The 15,540-nt window shown below is 66.9% G+C and carries 9 protein-coding genes and 3 pseudogenes; 7 read left to right on the top strand and 5 right to left on the bottom strand.

What is annotated here, in order from left to right:
• Window positions 1–241: 241 nt before the first annotated feature.
• From ACFP3R_RS36040 to ACFP3R_RS36020, 5 genes and pseudogenes are all read left to right on the top strand, one after another.
• Window positions 242–1,519, top strand: a complete 1,278-nt coding sequence (locus tag ACFP3R_RS36040) for a toll/interleukin-1 receptor domain-containing protein (protein WP_380643216.1) — start codon at window positions 242–244, stop codon at window positions 1,517–1,519.
• Window positions 1,520–1,523: 4 nt separating this feature from the next.
• Entirely contained in the window at window positions 1,524–4,757 is a 3,234-nt protein-coding gene (locus tag ACFP3R_RS36035; RefSeq protein WP_380643214.1) for an ATP-binding protein, read from the top strand.
• Between the two features lie 156 nt (window positions 4,758–4,913).
• Window positions 4,914–5,093, top strand: a pseudogene (locus ACFP3R_RS36030) (helix-turn-helix domain-containing protein); the annotation flags it as partial.
• Window positions 5,094–5,216: 123 nt separating this feature from the next.
• Window positions 5,217–5,273, top strand: a pseudogene (locus ACFP3R_RS36025) (hypothetical protein); the annotation flags it as partial.
• Between the two features lie 55 nt (window positions 5,274–5,328).
• Window positions 5,329–5,901 carry an IS630 family transposase gene (locus tag ACFP3R_RS36020; protein ID WP_380643212.1) on the top strand — a complete coding sequence of 191 codons (573 nt, stop codon included), beginning with the start codon at window positions 5,329–5,331 and terminating at the stop codon, window positions 5,899–5,901.
• Between the two features lie 63 nt (window positions 5,902–5,964).
• Here ACFP3R_RS36020 and ACFP3R_RS36015 read toward each other — a convergent pair whose 3' ends face one another.
• The 4 genes from ACFP3R_RS36015 to ACFP3R_RS36000 all read right to left on the bottom strand — a co-directional run bounded on the left by ACFP3R_RS36015 (window position 5,965) and on the right by ACFP3R_RS36000 (window position 11,551).
• Window positions 5,965–9,000 (bottom strand): AfsR/SARP family transcriptional regulator, encoded by a 3,036-nt coding sequence (locus tag ACFP3R_RS36015; protein WP_380643210.1) that lies wholly within the window; start codon window positions 8,998–9,000, stop codon window positions 5,965–5,967.
• A gap of 216 nt (window positions 9,001–9,216) precedes the next feature.
• The gene (locus ACFP3R_RS36010; RefSeq protein WP_380643208.1) at window positions 9,217–9,837 is read right to left on the bottom strand and encodes a hypothetical protein; all 621 of its coding nucleotides are present in this window, start codon (window positions 9,835–9,837) and stop codon (window positions 9,217–9,219) included.
• A 1,067-nt stretch (window positions 9,838–10,904) separates the two neighbouring features.
• On the bottom strand, window positions 10,905–11,369 hold the full coding sequence (locus ACFP3R_RS36005) for a transposase family protein (RefSeq protein ID WP_380643206.1): 465 nt from the start codon (window positions 11,367–11,369) through the stop codon (window positions 10,905–10,907).
• A 2-nt stretch (window positions 11,370–11,371) separates the two neighbouring features.
• Window positions 11,372–11,551: a helix-turn-helix domain-containing protein gene (locus ACFP3R_RS36000; protein WP_380643204.1), complete on the bottom strand. Its 180-nt coding sequence runs from the start codon at window positions 11,549–11,551 to the stop codon at window positions 11,372–11,374.
• A 231-nt stretch (window positions 11,552–11,782) separates the two neighbouring features.
• Between ACFP3R_RS36000 and ACFP3R_RS35995 the strand changes: the two are divergent.
• Together ACFP3R_RS35995 and ACFP3R_RS35990 are read left to right on the top strand one after the other, a co-directional pair.
• Window positions 11,783–11,884 (top strand): annotated as a pseudogene (locus tag ACFP3R_RS35995) (transposase); the annotation flags it as partial.
• 360 nt (window positions 11,885–12,244) lie between these two features.
• Window positions 12,245–13,369 (top strand): ThiF family adenylyltransferase, encoded by a 1,125-nt coding sequence (locus ACFP3R_RS35990; protein ID WP_380643202.1) that lies wholly within the window; start codon window positions 12,245–12,247, stop codon window positions 13,367–13,369.
• A 20-nt stretch (window positions 13,370–13,389) separates the two neighbouring features.
• Here ACFP3R_RS35990 and ACFP3R_RS35985 read toward each other — a convergent pair whose 3' ends face one another.
• Entirely contained in the window at window positions 13,390–15,540 is a 2,151-nt protein-coding gene (locus ACFP3R_RS35985; RefSeq protein ID WP_380643200.1) for an ATP-binding protein, read from the bottom strand.

The raw sequence follows: 15,540 nt of genomic DNA, 5'->3' as shown, positions 1-15,540 counted from the left end.
ACGTCCGATCTACCAGGAGTTCCCTCGTCTGCGCACCAAAGAGCCGTCACCTGCCCAAGCTCGGAAACGGCTACTAACAGAGCTACGCCATCAGAGTGGATTATCTGTTCAATCGGGTGAACTATCCGTCACTTGACGCACAACTCTGACCTGCCAACAGGTAGAACCTGGACTCGTCAGGACACCGTAGAGCTCCCCGGAGGGCTGGATGGCGGGTGCTGGTCAGGCGTTCCATCGCACAATGGTGATGGTAGATGTCGAGGGCTTCGGTGATGCGCGCCGGACATTGCCCCATCAGCTCCGTACTCGGGAAGGCATGTACGGAGTTCTGACGGGCGCCCTGGAGACGGCTGGCATCACCTGGGAAGCGTGTCACCATGAAGACCGGGGCGACAGCGTGTTCGTACTGGTCCCGCCGGAGTATCCAAAGGCGCCGCTGTTGGAGGTGCTGCCGGACGCGCTGGTGCGGGCACTCCGCGCATACAACCAGACCACTCATGAAGCCGGACGCACCCGGCTGCGCTTAGCCGTGCACGCCGGGGAAGTTGCCTTCGACGAGCATGGCGCCACCTCTACCGCCCTAACCACCGCCTTCCGACTCCTCGACGCCATCCCAGTGAAGAGGGCGCTGACTGGCTCACCCGGCCTGCTCGCGATGATTGTGTCCCGCTTGATCTTCGACGAGGTCGTCCGCCAATCCGCCGTCCTCGACCCCAGTACGTTCCGACCGGTGTCGGTGGAGGTTAAGGAGGTCCGCGACACAGCGTGGATCGCCCTACCCGACGCGCCTTACCTGCCGAACCATGAAGCGCTCGCCCCTATCAATCAGCATGGCGACAGTAACAAAGTGACCCTCGCAGGCCAATTCACCGGTGCTGGTCACGCCGACACCTGGCGGGATAGCGCAGACGTGAGTGTGGTCAAGCCAAACGAAATGGACAGTGTCCACAATATGCAGAGGAAGGGGTCACCGGCAGTCGACGGGGTACACGGCTTGACCGAGGCCGCAACCACACGTAACGGCTACCTATTTCGAGATACTGGTGCACAGGTGCCGCCTACGACGAATTCGACGGCAAAGCGGGTCGTCGACAACGCCTTAGCGACCGGTCGACGAACAGAAAAAGCAGAAATTGCCACGGTCTTTATCAGTTACCTTCAAGCCGACGCGCCCGCCGCCGAACGGTTGGCGACCAACTTGCGGAGACGTGGACACAAGGTCTGGCTCGACAGTCGGGAGATCAACCTTGGTGACTCGATCATCGAAAAAGTGGACAAAGGTCTTGCGATATCTGCCTATCTGGTCCTCTGTTACTCGGCAGATGACTCGACGAGTCTACGGATGAAGCGGGAATGGATGTCGGCTTTGGCCCGCCAGCTCGATGGCGCCGGTATCCGCATCCTGCCCGTCCGATTGACTGGTGGCACACCACCAGCGATCCTGGCCGACGTCAAGTACGCCGATCTCACCATCGACTGGGCAGGTGGCGTGGACGCCTTGTGCATGGCTATGCGGTGACCACTTGGATCGCCAGCCAGTATACGTCGTTCACGCCGAAGGCGAGGAGTCGCAGGCCGAGTTGTTGGCGCAACCGCTGCGCGACGCCGGGTACGACGTAACCCATAACGGCACCATCGTCATCGGCGAGTCGCTGATCGGTTCGGCGATGCGGGCAGTGGCGGGCGGCGCTCCGATCGTGCTGTGCGCGACCGCAAGAGCTTCCGGCAGCGCTTGGGCGCACCAAATCGTCAACGCGGGACACTCCGGCGGGCGGACCCAGGTGTTCGTCGTGCAGATGGAAAGCCAAGCGTTCGTCGAGCAGTTGGCGCTGCGCGCGAAGGTGGCGCGCTACTGCGACGACCCGGCCGCCGCCGTGCGCGACCTGCTCACCGCGCTCGCCAAGCACTTCCCCCCAGCTACACAGCCATTACCAGCCCGAATCGAGTGGCTCGGTGAACGCATGGACGCCCCGAGCAGCCGCACCGACCTCGACCTCGACACGGTGCGGCGGTTTCGGGACCAGCTGCGGCCAGAGGTCGCGGCACGGCATCCCGGCGCGTTGGAACCCTGGAAGTTCCTCGAACGCGCCGGACTGGTCGTGAACGACGTGCTGACCGCGACCGGGGTGCTGCTGTTCGGTCGGAACCCGACGGCGCTGTTCCCCGCAGCGGTGGTCAAGTGCGTGCACTACTACGGCCCGGACCGTTCGGCACTGCGCGACACCGAGACCTTTGAGGGCACCGTAATCGAGCAGATCACCTTGGCACGAGACTTCGTCGCCCGGCACGCACGTCGCGGCGAACACCCGAGCGCGGCCCAAGCGCGCTCGGTCGACATGCACGACTACCCCATGATCGCCGTGCGGGAAATCATCGCTAATGCCCTCGTGCACCGCGACTACGGTAAGAGCGACACCTGCGTGCACGTCCGGATCTTCCATGACCGTCTAGAAATCAGCAGCCCTGGTTCCTGGCCGGGACGGGAGATCATGGACGGCGTCGAGCTGAGCCTGGCGGACCTGAACGGGCAGTCGATCAAACGCAACTTCCGCCTCGCCCATGTGCTGTCGTGGATTCGCATGGTGGAAGGCGAGGGCAGCGGCATCCCCACCAGCCTTCGCGACTGCACCCAGGCGCAATCACAACCACCTACCGTGCACTACAACCAGGACGTGGTTACGGTCACGCTGCGGCCCCGCCCACCGGACTTCACACCGCCCCGCGCCCGCAGAGAGGTCGTACCGCGTCAACTGCCCGCCCCACCAGGGGTCATGGTCGGGCGAGCGACCGAGTTGGCGTATCTGGACAGAATCCTCGACGAGGCTGGCGAGGCGGCCATGATCAGCTCCATCGGCGGTGCAGGCGGTATCGGTAAGACCTGGTTGGCCCTGTCCTGGGCGCACCGACACCTCAACAGGTTCCCCGATGGGCAGCTGTACGTGGATCTCCACGGGTTCAGTCCGCACAGTGCCCCTCTCAGCCCCACAGTCGTAATCCGGGGCTTCCTCGATGCCCTCGGCGTCGAGCCGGATCGCATTCCGACCGAGCTGGACGCCCAAGCCGCCCTGTACCGGAGCTTGGTCGCGGACAAACGGCTCCTCATCGTGCTGGACAATGCCGCCACTACCGCCCAGGTCGTCCCCCTGCTACCGGGCAATTCGACCTGCACGGTGCTGGTCACCACCCGGCACAGGCTAGCCTCCATGATCGACCGGTACGGCGCCCGCCAACTGACCCTGGACACTCTCACCCGCGGTGAGGCCCACGCCCTGCTGACCGCACGCCTCGGTGTCGACCGCGTCGAGACCGAGCCCGACGCGATCGACCACCTGGTCGAGCTTTGTGAGGGTTACCCGCTGGCCCTGTCGATCACCGCCCGCCAAGCCGCTGCCCGCCCCAACATCCCCCTGGCCGAGGTTGCCGCCGAACTGCGCGAGCTGGGCCTGGACATGCTGGACGGCGACGATCCCGCCGCCAGCCTGTCTACCGTGCTCTCCTGGTCCCTTCGCCAGCTCACTGACGAGCAGCGCACGGTATTCGGGCTGCTGGGCATCGCCCCCGGACCCGACACCGGCCTGCCTGCCGCAGCCGCCCTCACCGGCTTGCCTCCAGCTCGTACACGCACGACGCTGTCGGCGCTGGAGGACGCGTCCTTGGTCGAACGACGGCCAGGTGGCCGGTACGCGATGCACGACCTGGTGCGCGACTATGCCGCGACCATCCCCCTGCCTGAAGGTGTGAGGGAGGCTGCCCTGGCGCGGGCGGTGGACTTCCACATGCACACCGCTTTCGCCGCCGACCGCCTGCTGGACCCCCATCGCCCGCTCCTGCGCCCCGACCCGCCCGTGTCCGGCCTCCACCTGTTCCCGCTGGCCGACGCCGCAGCCGCGATGGCCTGGATGGAGGCCGAACACGCCACCCTCCTGGCCGCCCAACGCGCCGCCGCCATCCTTGGCCGCCACCAGGTCGTCTGGCATCTCGCCTGGGCATTGGAAACCTTCCATACTCGACGAGGGCATCTGCACGACGCTCTCGCCACGTGGCGGGCCGCGATGGACGCTGCCGCACACCTGCCTGACTCCACCGCACGCATCCGCACCCACCGACACCTCGGCAACGCCTGCTCACGACTGGGTTTACACGACGAGGCCACTGGACACCTGGAACAGGCACTCGCCCTGGCCCTACGCCACCAGGACCTCGCTCAACAAGCACACACCCACCAGGCGCTCGCATACGTCTGGGAACGACGAGGAAACGACAATCAGGCCCTGAACCACGCCCAGCAGGCACTCGGGCTCCATCGCACCCTCAACCAGCCAGTACAAGAAGCCAGCGCGCTCAACGCGGTAGGCTGGCACGCTGCGCTCGTAGGCGACTTCGACACCGCCCGCGACCACTGCCACGCCGCCCTCGCTCTGCACCGACAGCACCACAACACCGAGGGAGAGGCAGAGACCCTGAACAGTCTCGGCTTCATCGCTCACCGCACCGACCACCACCGCCAAGCTGTCGACCAGTACCACCAGGCCCTCACCCTGTACCGCACCCTTGGCAACACTTACCAGGCCGCAGACACTGTCGATCACATGGGCCATTCTTACACTGCCCTTGCACAAAACGACCAAGCCCACGCGGCGTGGATGGAGGCACTAGAGCTATATCGTGAACAAGGCCGCGACGCCGACGCCCTACGCGTTCGACACCAACTCGACGACCTTAATCGCCCAACCGACACCCGACCAAGCAGCGCCTGATCGTCGAACCCGGCGCGTCGTCTTTGTACACTTACTGCAACGCTTCCCTCCTGTTCGAAGCAGAGACCTATTGAATCGAAAGTGATCGGTTGCCTGTAGGCTGGGCGGATAGTCGAGGTCGAGGGTGCGCACCGGTTGTCGCCTGCGGAGCAGGAGGTGCTGCGCCTGCGGGTGGTGGCGGCGTTGGAGTCCGGGCAGGTGAAGGGCTACCGGCAGGCGGCGGAGGTGTTCGGGGTTTCGGTGCGGTCGGTGGGCACCTGGTGGCGGGCTTACCGGCAGGAGGGTCGTGACGGTCTGGTGACCCGTAAAGGACGGCCCGGTCCCGCCGAGCTGATCAGCTCCGAGGACCGGGGCACGCTGTTCGCGGCGATGGCCGACTACAGCCCCGAGGAGTTGTTGATCGGCGGCCCGTTGTGGACCCGGCAGGCGGTGGTCGAGCTGATTCGGCTGGTCGTCGGCATGGTCATGACCGAGCAGGGCGTGGGGTTGTGGCTGCGCCGCCACGGCTTCGCCCCGCAGCGCCCGGCTCGACGCGCTTACGAGCAGCCCGCCGCGGTGCGGGCCTGGCTCGATGAGGACTACCCGGCGATCGAGGCGCGCGAAGGCCGAGGGTGCGATGATCGCGTGGGTCGACCAGTGCGGACTGTGCTCGGACGCCGCCCCGCCCGGCCGGTCCTGGGCGCCGAAGGGCAGGACCCCGATCGTGCGGGTGACCGGCAAGCGGCTGCGGGTCAACATCATGTCAGCGGTCGCCTCGCGCGACGCGTTGTGGTTCACCGTGTTCACCGAACGCTTCACCGCCGCTGTGTTCACCGCCTTCCTCGACCTCATGGCCCGCCAGGCGGACCGGAAGGTCCACGTCGTCGCCGCCCGCCACCCCGTGCACCGCGGCAAGGCCGCCCGAGCCTGGCTCGAAGCCAACGCCGACCGGGTCGAGCTGCACCTGATGCCCGGCTACAGCCCGGAGTTGAACCCGGACGAGCTGCTCAACGCCGACCTCAAACGCAACGTCAACGCCTCACGAGCCCACAATGTCGACCGGCTCGCCCATAAGACCCGCCGGTTCCTGCGCCGCCGCCAGAACCAGCCGCACCTCGTCCGCGGCTACTTCCGTGCACCGCACGTCCACTACGCCGACATATAGGCAACCGAACACTTTCATTTCAATAACTCGTTGATCACGCAATCAGCGATAGAACTGCTCGTTTTACAGTCTCTCAATGCCCGGGTCTGCGCCCGTCGGCTGCCCCTCCGTGCCGATAGCCCCTTGGGTGTTGCCAGCCGCACGTCGTTCGAGGTCGTCCAGGCAGGCTCGGACGTCCGCCGCCTGCGGGTCGCCGAGTTCATCGAGCACAGCCAGCGCGTCGCGCCAGCTCCGCCGAGCGGCGGCGAGGTCCTCGACATCGCAGTGAGTCGTCCCGATCGCGAACAGCGTCCGTCCTTCCCCCTGGCGGTTGCCGATCTCCCGCCAGATCGACAGGGCGCGTCCGAAGTGCGCCAAGCCGTCCTCCGACTGGCCGAGGCTTGTCTTGGTCTCGCCGATGCTCAACAGGGCGAACGCCTCCGTGTAGCGATTTCCACCGCTGCGCGCCATCGCCAACGCGCGCTCGTACTGGACGATGGCCTCGTCGAGGCGCAGCAACCTTCGACAAGAGTTTCCCAGCGTGATGATGGCGAAGGTCATGCCCCAGATATCGTCGAAATCGCGAATCAGCTCCACCGCCCTTGAACACGCCTCGGCCGCCTCAGAGAACTTCCCCGCGCAGTAGTGGATCTCCCCGAGGACGATGTACGAGATCCCTTCGCCCCACCGGTGCGCGGCCGACCGCCATTGGGCGGTCGCGGTTCGGATGGCTTCGTAAGCCTGGTCGAAGTTACGCAAGTCGCAGTGCGCGACCGCCAGCATCGTTAGCATCCACGCTTCCCCGGTGAGCGAGTGCTCCTGCCGGGCGGACCGCAGACCTGTTTCGAAGGCCTCAATCCACTCGGGCCAGTGCTTGCGCAAGTAGAAGAAGGACCACAGGGCCGCAGCAGTCCTCCACGCGAGGTCGTGCTGCCCGGACCGCGCGGCGACGCGGATCGCCGCCTCCAGGTTGACGAGCTCTCTCTCGTACCACGCTATTGCGCCATCATCACCCGCGACCGCCAGGTGCGGGGACGGCTTGTCCGGTACCGCCAGTGATATGGGCATGTCGTGCGGTATGACGACCGAGCGCAGGGAGTCGGCGGCGGCCAGGTACCACAGGAGCACCCTCCTTACCGCGAATGCCGCCTCGGGGGCTTCGCCGTCCGTAGCGTTGTACTCGTTCGCATAGGTGCGGGTCAGGTCGTGGAACCGGTACCTGCCCCATTCGACCTGTTCGAGGAGGTGCGCATTGACCAGGGCGTCCAGCAGGGGCAGGCACTGCTCGGAGGTCGCGTCGACCAGCGCCGCGGCCGCGGGGATTCCGAACTCGGGTCCGGGGTTTAAGGCCAGCAGGTGGAACGCCCGCGCGGCGTCCCTCGACAGAGACCGGTAGGACCAGGATAGGACCGTGCGCATCTGCGTGCTGATGTCGTCGGTCCTCAGGATGTCCAACCGGTTCCGCTCGATGGCGAGTTCGGCCACTAGACCGGTTAATGTGGCGTACGGGTGGGAGGCCACCCGCTCGGCCGCGATCCTCAACGCGAGCGGCAGACAATCGCACAGCTTGACGAGTTCACGGGTCGCCGACTCCTCCGCACGGGCCCGCTCGCCGACGATCTCGGTCACTAGCGCGGTGGCTTCGTCGACGGACAAGGGTTCGAGGAGGATCCGGTACGCGCCCTCCCGTGCAATCAGGCCAGCGAGCCTGCTGCGGCTGGTGATCATCACCACCGGCCCCGGCGAACCGGGGATGAGCGGGCGCACCTGGTCCGCGTCGCTGGCGTTGTCGAGGACGATCAGCATCCGCTGGCCGTCGAGCAGGGACCGGTACAGCGCGGCTAACTGCTCCAGTTCGATCGGCACCTGTTCGGCGGGGACCCCCAGCGCGCGGACGAACGCGCCCAGAGCGTGATCCGGCTGCAACGGCGGGCCAGGACCGTAGCCCTGCAGGTTGACGTACAGGTGCCCGTCCGGGAACCGGCCCTTCGATCGGTGGGCCCAGTGGAGAATGAGGGCGGTCTTCCCGACGCCTGCCGTTCCGGCGGTGGCCATCACCACGATCGAGGTTGTCTGCCGGTCGCTGAGGTCGGCGAGGCGATCCAATTCCGCCAGGTGCGCGGCGCGCCCGACGAAGTGGAACGGCCCGATCGGCAACTGTCGAGGCACTCCGGAGACGACGGAGGAGCTGTGCGGGGCAGGGACGAGCGCCCCGACACCGGTGCCATGGACGGCGCGGGCGGGCATCGGGTGGTGAGCGTGCTGATCGCCGAAGAGGTAATCGGCGGCTACAGCGTCAGTGCTGGCCTGGTGGTCAGAACCGGTGTCGCCGAACGCCCCCTCGGGGCTCGGGGGTGTGCCCTCACGGGGAGTCGCCGCAGTGGGTCCAGGTGGGTGGGTGGCCAAGTGGTGCAGGCGGATCCGGGTGGCGGCAGAAAGACCGGCACCGCCGCTGAGGTCTCGCACGCGGGTAGCGATGTGGTCCGCCCAGGCGGTGATGTCGACGTGCCTCCCAGTACGAGCCAGCGCCTCCGCGCCGAGGAGCAGGAGCCTCTCGTCATGAACTATGTCGGTCTCCAGCGAGCCAAACTGTGGTGGAATCTCGTGGTGCCGACCTCGCTCGAGCAGCAGCTCCCAGAGACGGGCGAGTGCGGTGCGGCGATGTGCCTGGGCGTGGTGGCGGAAGTTGTCGACCCACCGCCGACGCACGTTCTCCATCGGGCTCCCTCGCCACAGCCCGAGGGCGTCGTAGAGCCGCTCGGGGTCGCGGCGCTCGCCTGCGTCGCGGGTCTCGCGGAGGAAGCGGTGGTAGTCGACTGTGTCGGGGTCGACATCGAGCATGTACGCGCCGGCGCGGGAGTCGTGGCGAAGCTGGCTCCGCTCACCGTTCGCCCGTTCCAGGGCATCGCGGATGTAGCCGACGTAGCGGGTCAGGGTTCCTGGTTTGGGCTCGCTGCGGCCTTCCTCGCCCCAGATACGGTCGAGCAGGGTCGTGACGGCGATGGGTCTGCCGACATCGACGGCCAGCAGCCCCAACAGGCAGCGCTCTGCCGACCTCGTCAAGGTGAGGACGTCCTGGTCGTTGTGGATTTCGACATTGCCCAGTATCCGGATCTCCACGTCTGCCCCCGGCTGTAGCGCCTGTTGGCAGCGCAGTCTTCTGAAGTCCGCGCTGTCCTCCAGCCAGCACCGCAGTACCGCACCCGTCCGCACTCCGGAACCACCCCTGCGGAGCAGGTGCCGTCAACGATCGGTGGCGGTTCAACCGCCGGGGGTCATCCGAGTGTTGTCCGATAATTGCGGACAGGCCAGCGGACAAGCCAGCGGACACGATTCTCACCCGTTCGGGGTAGCAGTGTCCGCTGCGGCGTCATGGGTGTCGTCTGGTGACCTGTCGCGTGACGACCGACCCGCGAGTAGGAATAGGGCGTCGATCACCAGCAACGGCCCCGGCGTCGGGCCTGTGGACGCCAGCTCCGTCGTCGTGCCGAGCGCCGCGACGTCCACCGCAGTGGTGGTCATCGTCGTGGTCGGCGGCGGCGTGCTTACCGGGCTGGCCGCAGCGGTGCTGACCGACCTCACCAGGACGTTGTTGGTCAGGGCGGTCTCCCACTGCGGATCTGCGAAGGTCCACCTCGTGGCGGCGCGGACCTCGGCCGCGGTCAGCGCTCGCTCCGCCCGCGCGGTGATCGTAAGCGTGATGGACCGGCCCGGCTGCACCTGCGGCACCTGCGGCACCAAAGGGTGGTGGTCTGACCCCTGACCGACCCGACCTCCTTGACCGACAATGGGGGTGAAGCCGTCCTGGAAGCGAACTTCCCCGCCCAGGCGGACGGGCACGTTGTCGCCGTTACGCAGCTCGACCTCCACCGCCGCCTCGCTGCCGATCGCTGGGAGCTCCGGGACCCGCAGCGCCGTAACCGCCGCGTCGTGCCCGGCCGTCTTCACGCCCGCCATGAAGGATCCAGCCTCACCGCCCGGCACGATGTCGAACCCACGCCCCGCCCGATCACCGGGTTGAAGCCCGAATCGCCTCCCCGGCACAATGAACCCGTAGTCAAGACTTCCCCTGGTTCAGGTCGAGCCGGTAGGCCCTGTGAGGACGCCCGCGATCCGGTAGTTGCCCCTGGTCGTCGGTGAAGCTCCTGTTGACGAACCTCCGCTGTAAACCTGGAACCCGATGTTCACCAACAGCGGCTCGGACGATTGGCCGACGCCGTCGACGTTCTCGTCGACCCAGGCGAAGCCAGTGACGGCACCTCGCAGCTCCCCGTCCGGAAGACCCGAGACCCCGTACGGGCCAGCGCTCAAACCACTGGTCACGTCCCACACCGCGCCGGTATCGCGGCGAACTCCAGGGCCGGGCGTCTAACTCCCCTAACGACCTGACCATTGGCCAGGACAGCAACCATCTACTTCACCGACCTCCCACTTCCAGCGCGGCAACTGCACCGATAAGCAGGGCGGCCGGACCGGCGTCTTTCGCGTCCGCGACGGCGTGATTACCCTCGACGACGCGCTGTCGCAACCCAACGGCATAGTCCTGCCACCCGACGGTAGGACGCTCTACATGGGCGGCGGTAACTCGATCGTGAAGTATGCTGTCTCACCCGACTGCTCCACCGGCGCCGCACGACATTCGCGAGCAGCTGGACGTATAACGACGCGACCATCGATTGCGCGGGCGACCTATATTGGGCCGCCTCTAAGTAGCTGTTTCCGAGCTTGAGCAGGCGGAGGCCCTTTGGTGCGCAAATGGAGGAACTTCTGGTAGATCGGACGTTATCGAAGCGCCGCTCTGCCAGGAGTTCCGTTGTTATCATGGCCGATCCCTGCGGACGGGTCCACCGTGGGTGCCCCCTGTTGTCGCCTGACCGCTTCCCACCGACCCACTCGACGAATCAGGCGGTATCCCACCGACGTCACCGACGCCAGTGGGCCGAACTCGACCCTCTGTTGCCCGATCCGGCGTGTCTGGCTGGCTGTGGCGAGCGGTGGGAGAAGCAGAGCATTATTCAGAAGTATCACCAGCCGAGTCGGTAGTACTCCAGGCTGGTGACGATGCGGATGACGGCTGGTAGTTCGGTCAGGCGGGCGCGGTAGCCGGTGGCGAGCATCTTCCAGTTCTTGAGGTGGGCGATGGCCTGTTCGACGGTCCAGCGGAGCTGGGTGATGTTGCGGTTCCAGGTCTTATCTTCAGGCGTGTGGTCGGTGTGGTCTGGGCGTTTGCGTCGGAGCCGGATCGCAATCGTGCCCTGGTAGCCCAGGTCGCCGAGCACGGGGGTGGCGGTCAGGAGATCGGCCAGGCCGGTGAGGGCGAAGGCGTTGCTGTCGTAGGTGCGGCCCTCGACGGGGTCGGCGACGTGGAGCAGGGTGCCGTCCAGGCAGGCCAGGACCTGCAGGCCGAGTCCGGCTTTGTGGCGTTTGCCGTTGTGGCTGGCTTTGCGGTGGCCAGCACGGTTGCCGGTGGGGACCAGGGTGCCGTCCACGATCACCACCCGGCCGTGCAGGGCTTCGGGCAATGGTGGGGTGTGGGGGGGCAGGTGACCTGGTCGATCAGGGGTGCGACACGCCGGAAGATCCGGGACACCGTCGGTTGGGAGATGCCGAACAGGTCGGCGGCCAGGGCCTGGGGCAGGTTGTGGCGCAGCAGGACCAGGGTAAGCAGCACGCAGCGGTGCAGACCCAGGGCCGGAGGCCGTCCGACCTGCGGTGTCGCAGGTGACTGGAGTTGGTCGATACGGCGGACCAGCTCCCGGATCCGGACGTGGCCCAGGCCGGTCGTAGAGTGGTAGCGCAACAGTCCTGTCCTGTGGTGGTCGTTTCTGTGAGAGGAAACCGACTCTACCCAGGCAGGGCTGTTGCGCTGTCAGCCCAGCCCAGAGGTTCTGAATAACGCTCGCACTGTCGCCGCCTGATCGTGGACGCGATCCTCTACGTCGTCGACAACGGTATCAAGTGGTGGGCCCTGCCCGCGGACTTTCCGCCCTGGCCGACGATCTATAAACGCTTCGCGCTCCACCCGATCGGTCCACCGGACAACAATTTCACCCGATCGGCGGACACGGTGTCGGACCGTTGTCCGGGTTTGCGTCCCGGTTCCTGTCCGGTCCCACCGGAGATGCTTGCCCCGTCCTCCCGACCTGGGAAGGACGGAATGGAGGCGAACCGCGATGAGCGCCAACGGCCACCACCTGCCGGACCCGGACGACCCGACCGGGCCGTACTGCCTGGGCCCGGCGACTACGGCCGCCGCCCACGCTGGCGTCGACTCCCCGACATAGGAAGGGAGGTGGCAACGGTGATCGAGTTCCTCAAGGTTGATGAGGAGATGACGTTCAGCACCGGGTCTGAGTCTTAGTTGATGGGGAGGGTTATGATGTTTCGCCCGAGGATCAAGTGGGAGCACCGGCCTGTTCGTCTCGGCGACGGTCGTATCCGAATCGGCGCGGTCCGTGGGATCGAGGCCGCTGTGGTGGACCCGGATGGGTGGGTGTGGGCGTTGCTGGAGACCCTCGACGGGACGCGGACGATGGACCAGGTGGTCGCCGACCTGGTCCACGCCTTTCCGGATCGGCCGGAGGTTGATGTACGCGCGGCGATCGGGGACCTAATCGGCGAGGGTTATGTCGAGGATGCCACTGAGCCGGTGCCGGAGGGGTTGTCGGCGACGGAGCGGGAGCGGTATGGGCGCGGGCGTGGGTTGTGGCGGTGGATGGACCGCACCCCACGCCGGACGAGCTGGGATGTGCAACTGCTGTTGCGGCAGGCGCGGGTGGTGGTGGTCGGCATCGGCGGTGTGGGCGGTGTCGCCGCCTGGGCTTTGGTGGCCTCCGGGGTCGGGTATGTGCACTGTGTCGAGCCGGACGTGGTGGAGCTGTCGAACCTGAACCGGCAACTGTTGTTCACCGAGCACGACGTGGGCCGGGTGAAGGTGGAGGCGGCGGTGCGGCGGCTGCGTGCCCACAACCGGGACGTGCAGGTCACCGGTGAACGGCTCGTGGTCGACGGCCCGGCTGTCTTGCGGGGGTTGGCGGCGCGGTTCGACGTGCTGTTGCTGGCGGCGGACAAGCCCGCCGAGCGGATCAGGTCGTGGACCAATCTGGCGTGCAGGGAGACCGGGACGGCGTGGGTGCACGGCGGCTACGACGGACCGCAGGTCAGCATGGGCCTCTACCGGCCCGGCGGAGGCGGCCCCTGTTACGACTGCCTCTACGCCGAACAGGGCGCACGGCAGGCGGCTCTGCCGCCGCGGACCGAGTGGTCTCCGGGGATCGGGTTGAGAGCGGTGGCGCCGCAGGCGGTCAACGCGATCACCGCCACCATCGCGGGAAGCATGACCGTGCACGCTGTGATGAGCCTGATCACCGGTGTGCCCGCGCTGCGGACCGACTGTCAGTACGGGTACAACCTCGTCACGCTCCAGTCCAGGGTGATCGGGCTGAACGCGCCGAGTCCGCTGTGTCCCACCTGCGGTTCGCATTCTTGACGACCTAGTGTGGAAATGGGTCAGGCATGGGGGTCGGTGGGCGGCTGCCCTTCCTGGGACAGCCGCCCGCGCAGCATGTCGGCGTGCGGATCGTCGAGGTCGGTGAGAATTGTGACGGCCTCGGCCAGGCACCGTGCGGCGCTATCGTGTTCGCCGACCCGCTGAAGGGATGTCGCCAGGGTGTCGAGTGTGATGGCCACGTACCGTTCGCCACCGGCTTCGGTACGGAACAGGGCCAGCGCCTGCTGACACAGGTCGATCGCGGCCCGGTGTTGCCCGAGTCCTTGGCGCGCTGCCGCGACGTTGTGCAGGGCATAGGCGATGCCTTCGGCCACACCGATCGTTCGGCGCAACACCAGTTCCCGCTCGGCGTGGTCGAGCGCCTCCCGGTGGCGCCCGAGTCGGGTGGTGATCAGGGCCAGGTTGCCGTGCGCATTCGCCTCGAAGTAGATACTGGACAGGCCGCGCACCAGCGGCAGTGCCCGCCGGTAGTACGGTTCGGCATCGGCGAACCGCTCTTGCAGCACCCGATTATGTCCGAGGCATGCCAACACCCTGCCGTACAGTGCCTGGTCTTCGAGTTCCTTGGTGAGTACCAGGGCCGTGTGCAGATCGGTGTCGGAGGCGTCCCATTCCCCCATTTTCTGCAGGGTGTCGCCCCGTCGTAGCAGCAGCACCGCCTCGACCTGCCGGTCACCGCAGGCACGGGCCGCGTCGATGCCGCGTGACTCTGCCCGCCTCCGCGCTGGCCACAGGGCGCGGGACCGGAACACCAGGAACCGCATCGCCAGGGCCACGGCCATCATTTCCCGGTGCGCACCGTGCCCGCCTGCCTGCTGTTGGACGGCCTCCAGTGTGATGTGCTCCGCGATCAGCCAGGTCAACGCCTGTCCCCGGTCGGCCAACCCCATCGGCTCTGGAGCATGGGCGAGGCCGAGGTCCGGGGACGGGTGGGCGGCGAATATCCAACGGTCCGCCTCGAGCGCGGTCCGCGCGTACCAGCCCACCACAGCGGTCACCGCCTCTGCGCGGTCCTCGGCGGAGTCATCCACGCGGGCACGGTCGGCGGCATAGGCGTGCAGCAGATCGTGCAGCCGGTACCGCCCGCGCGCGACCGGCTCGACTAGGTGCAGATCGGCCAGGACCTCCAGGTGCCGCGACGCGGTCTTGCGGTCCAGACCGGTGAGCGCGGCGACGGCATGCACACCGAACTCGGCACCCGGATGCAGGCCGAGGCGACGGAAGGTCCGCGCGTGCTCGGCGGACAGCCGGGTATAGGACCAGTCGAACACGGTCCGCACCGCACTACGGTCGTCCCCTGTCGCGCTCAAGGCATCCAACCCCTCGTGCTCATCGACCAGGTCGGCGACGACGTCGGCGACCGCGGTGTGCGGGCGGGCAGCGACCCGGGATGCGGCCACCCGCACCGCCAACGGCAACCGCGCGCACAACCGCACCAACTCCACCACCGCAGCGGGCTCCGCAGCCACACGATCCGGGCCAATCACCCGCGTGGCCAACCTGACCGCCTCCTCGGGCCTAAACAGATCCAGCGGTAGACGACGCGCGGAGTCGATGACCACCAGTCCGGTCAACACCGCCCGACTCGTCACTATCACCGCACACCCCGCCGTAGCGGGCAACAGGAGACGGACCTGCTCGGCAGAAGCGGCATTGTCCAGCACGACCAACACCCGCCGACCCGCCAACAACGACCGGTACAACGCGCCTTGTACGTCCGGATCAGCCGGCACCCGGTCCTCGGCAATCCCAAGCGCCTGAAGGAACGACGCGAGCACCAGACCCGCCTCGACCGGCGCACTCGGCCCGTACCCACGCAAATTCACGAACAACGTGCCGTCGGGAAACCGCTGCTCCACACGGCGCGCCCACCACACCACCAACGACGTCTTCCCCACCCCGGCGGTACCATCCACCGCCACCACCATCGACTCCACGACGACTCCATCGGGTGACAGAATCCCGTCCAGGGCAGCAAGCTCTGTGTCACGACCGGCGAAATCCCGCACCACCGCGGGCAGTTGCCGTGGTACTGGTACCACGTCCACCTGCGGTTGCTGATACAGCATCACTTGGTCGATCGTGCCCGCCTGCACCACCGCACCCATCACAGTGCCGCCGATCTGGTTGCGCACCTCCGCCTCGTCCAC

This window comes from Saccharothrix lopnurensis (assembly GCF_042658445.1).
In the GTDB taxonomy this organism is placed as follows: domain Bacteria; phylum Actinomycetota; class Actinomycetes; order Mycobacteriales; family Pseudonocardiaceae; genus Actinosynnema; species Actinosynnema lopnurensis.
This window is presented reverse-complemented; position numbering and strand designations above follow the sequence as displayed.

Excerpts from the sequence above, each read along its gene's own strand:
- ACFP3R_RS36040 (WP_380643216.1), top strand. The coding sequence starts at position 242 with ATGGTGATGGTAGATGTCGAGGGCTTCGGTGATGCGCGCCGGACATTG.
- ACFP3R_RS36020 (WP_380643212.1), top strand. The coding sequence starts at position 5,329 with ATGAGGACTACCCGGCGATCGAGGCGCGCGAAGGCCGAGGGTGCGATG.
- ACFP3R_RS36010 (WP_380643208.1), bottom strand. The coding sequence starts at position 9,837 with ATGGCGGGCGTGAAGACGGCCGGGCACGACGCGGCGGTTACGGCGCTG.
- ACFP3R_RS35990 (WP_380643202.1), top strand. The coding sequence starts at position 12,245 with ATGGGGAGGGTTATGATGTTTCGCCCGAGGATCAAGTGGGAGCACCGG.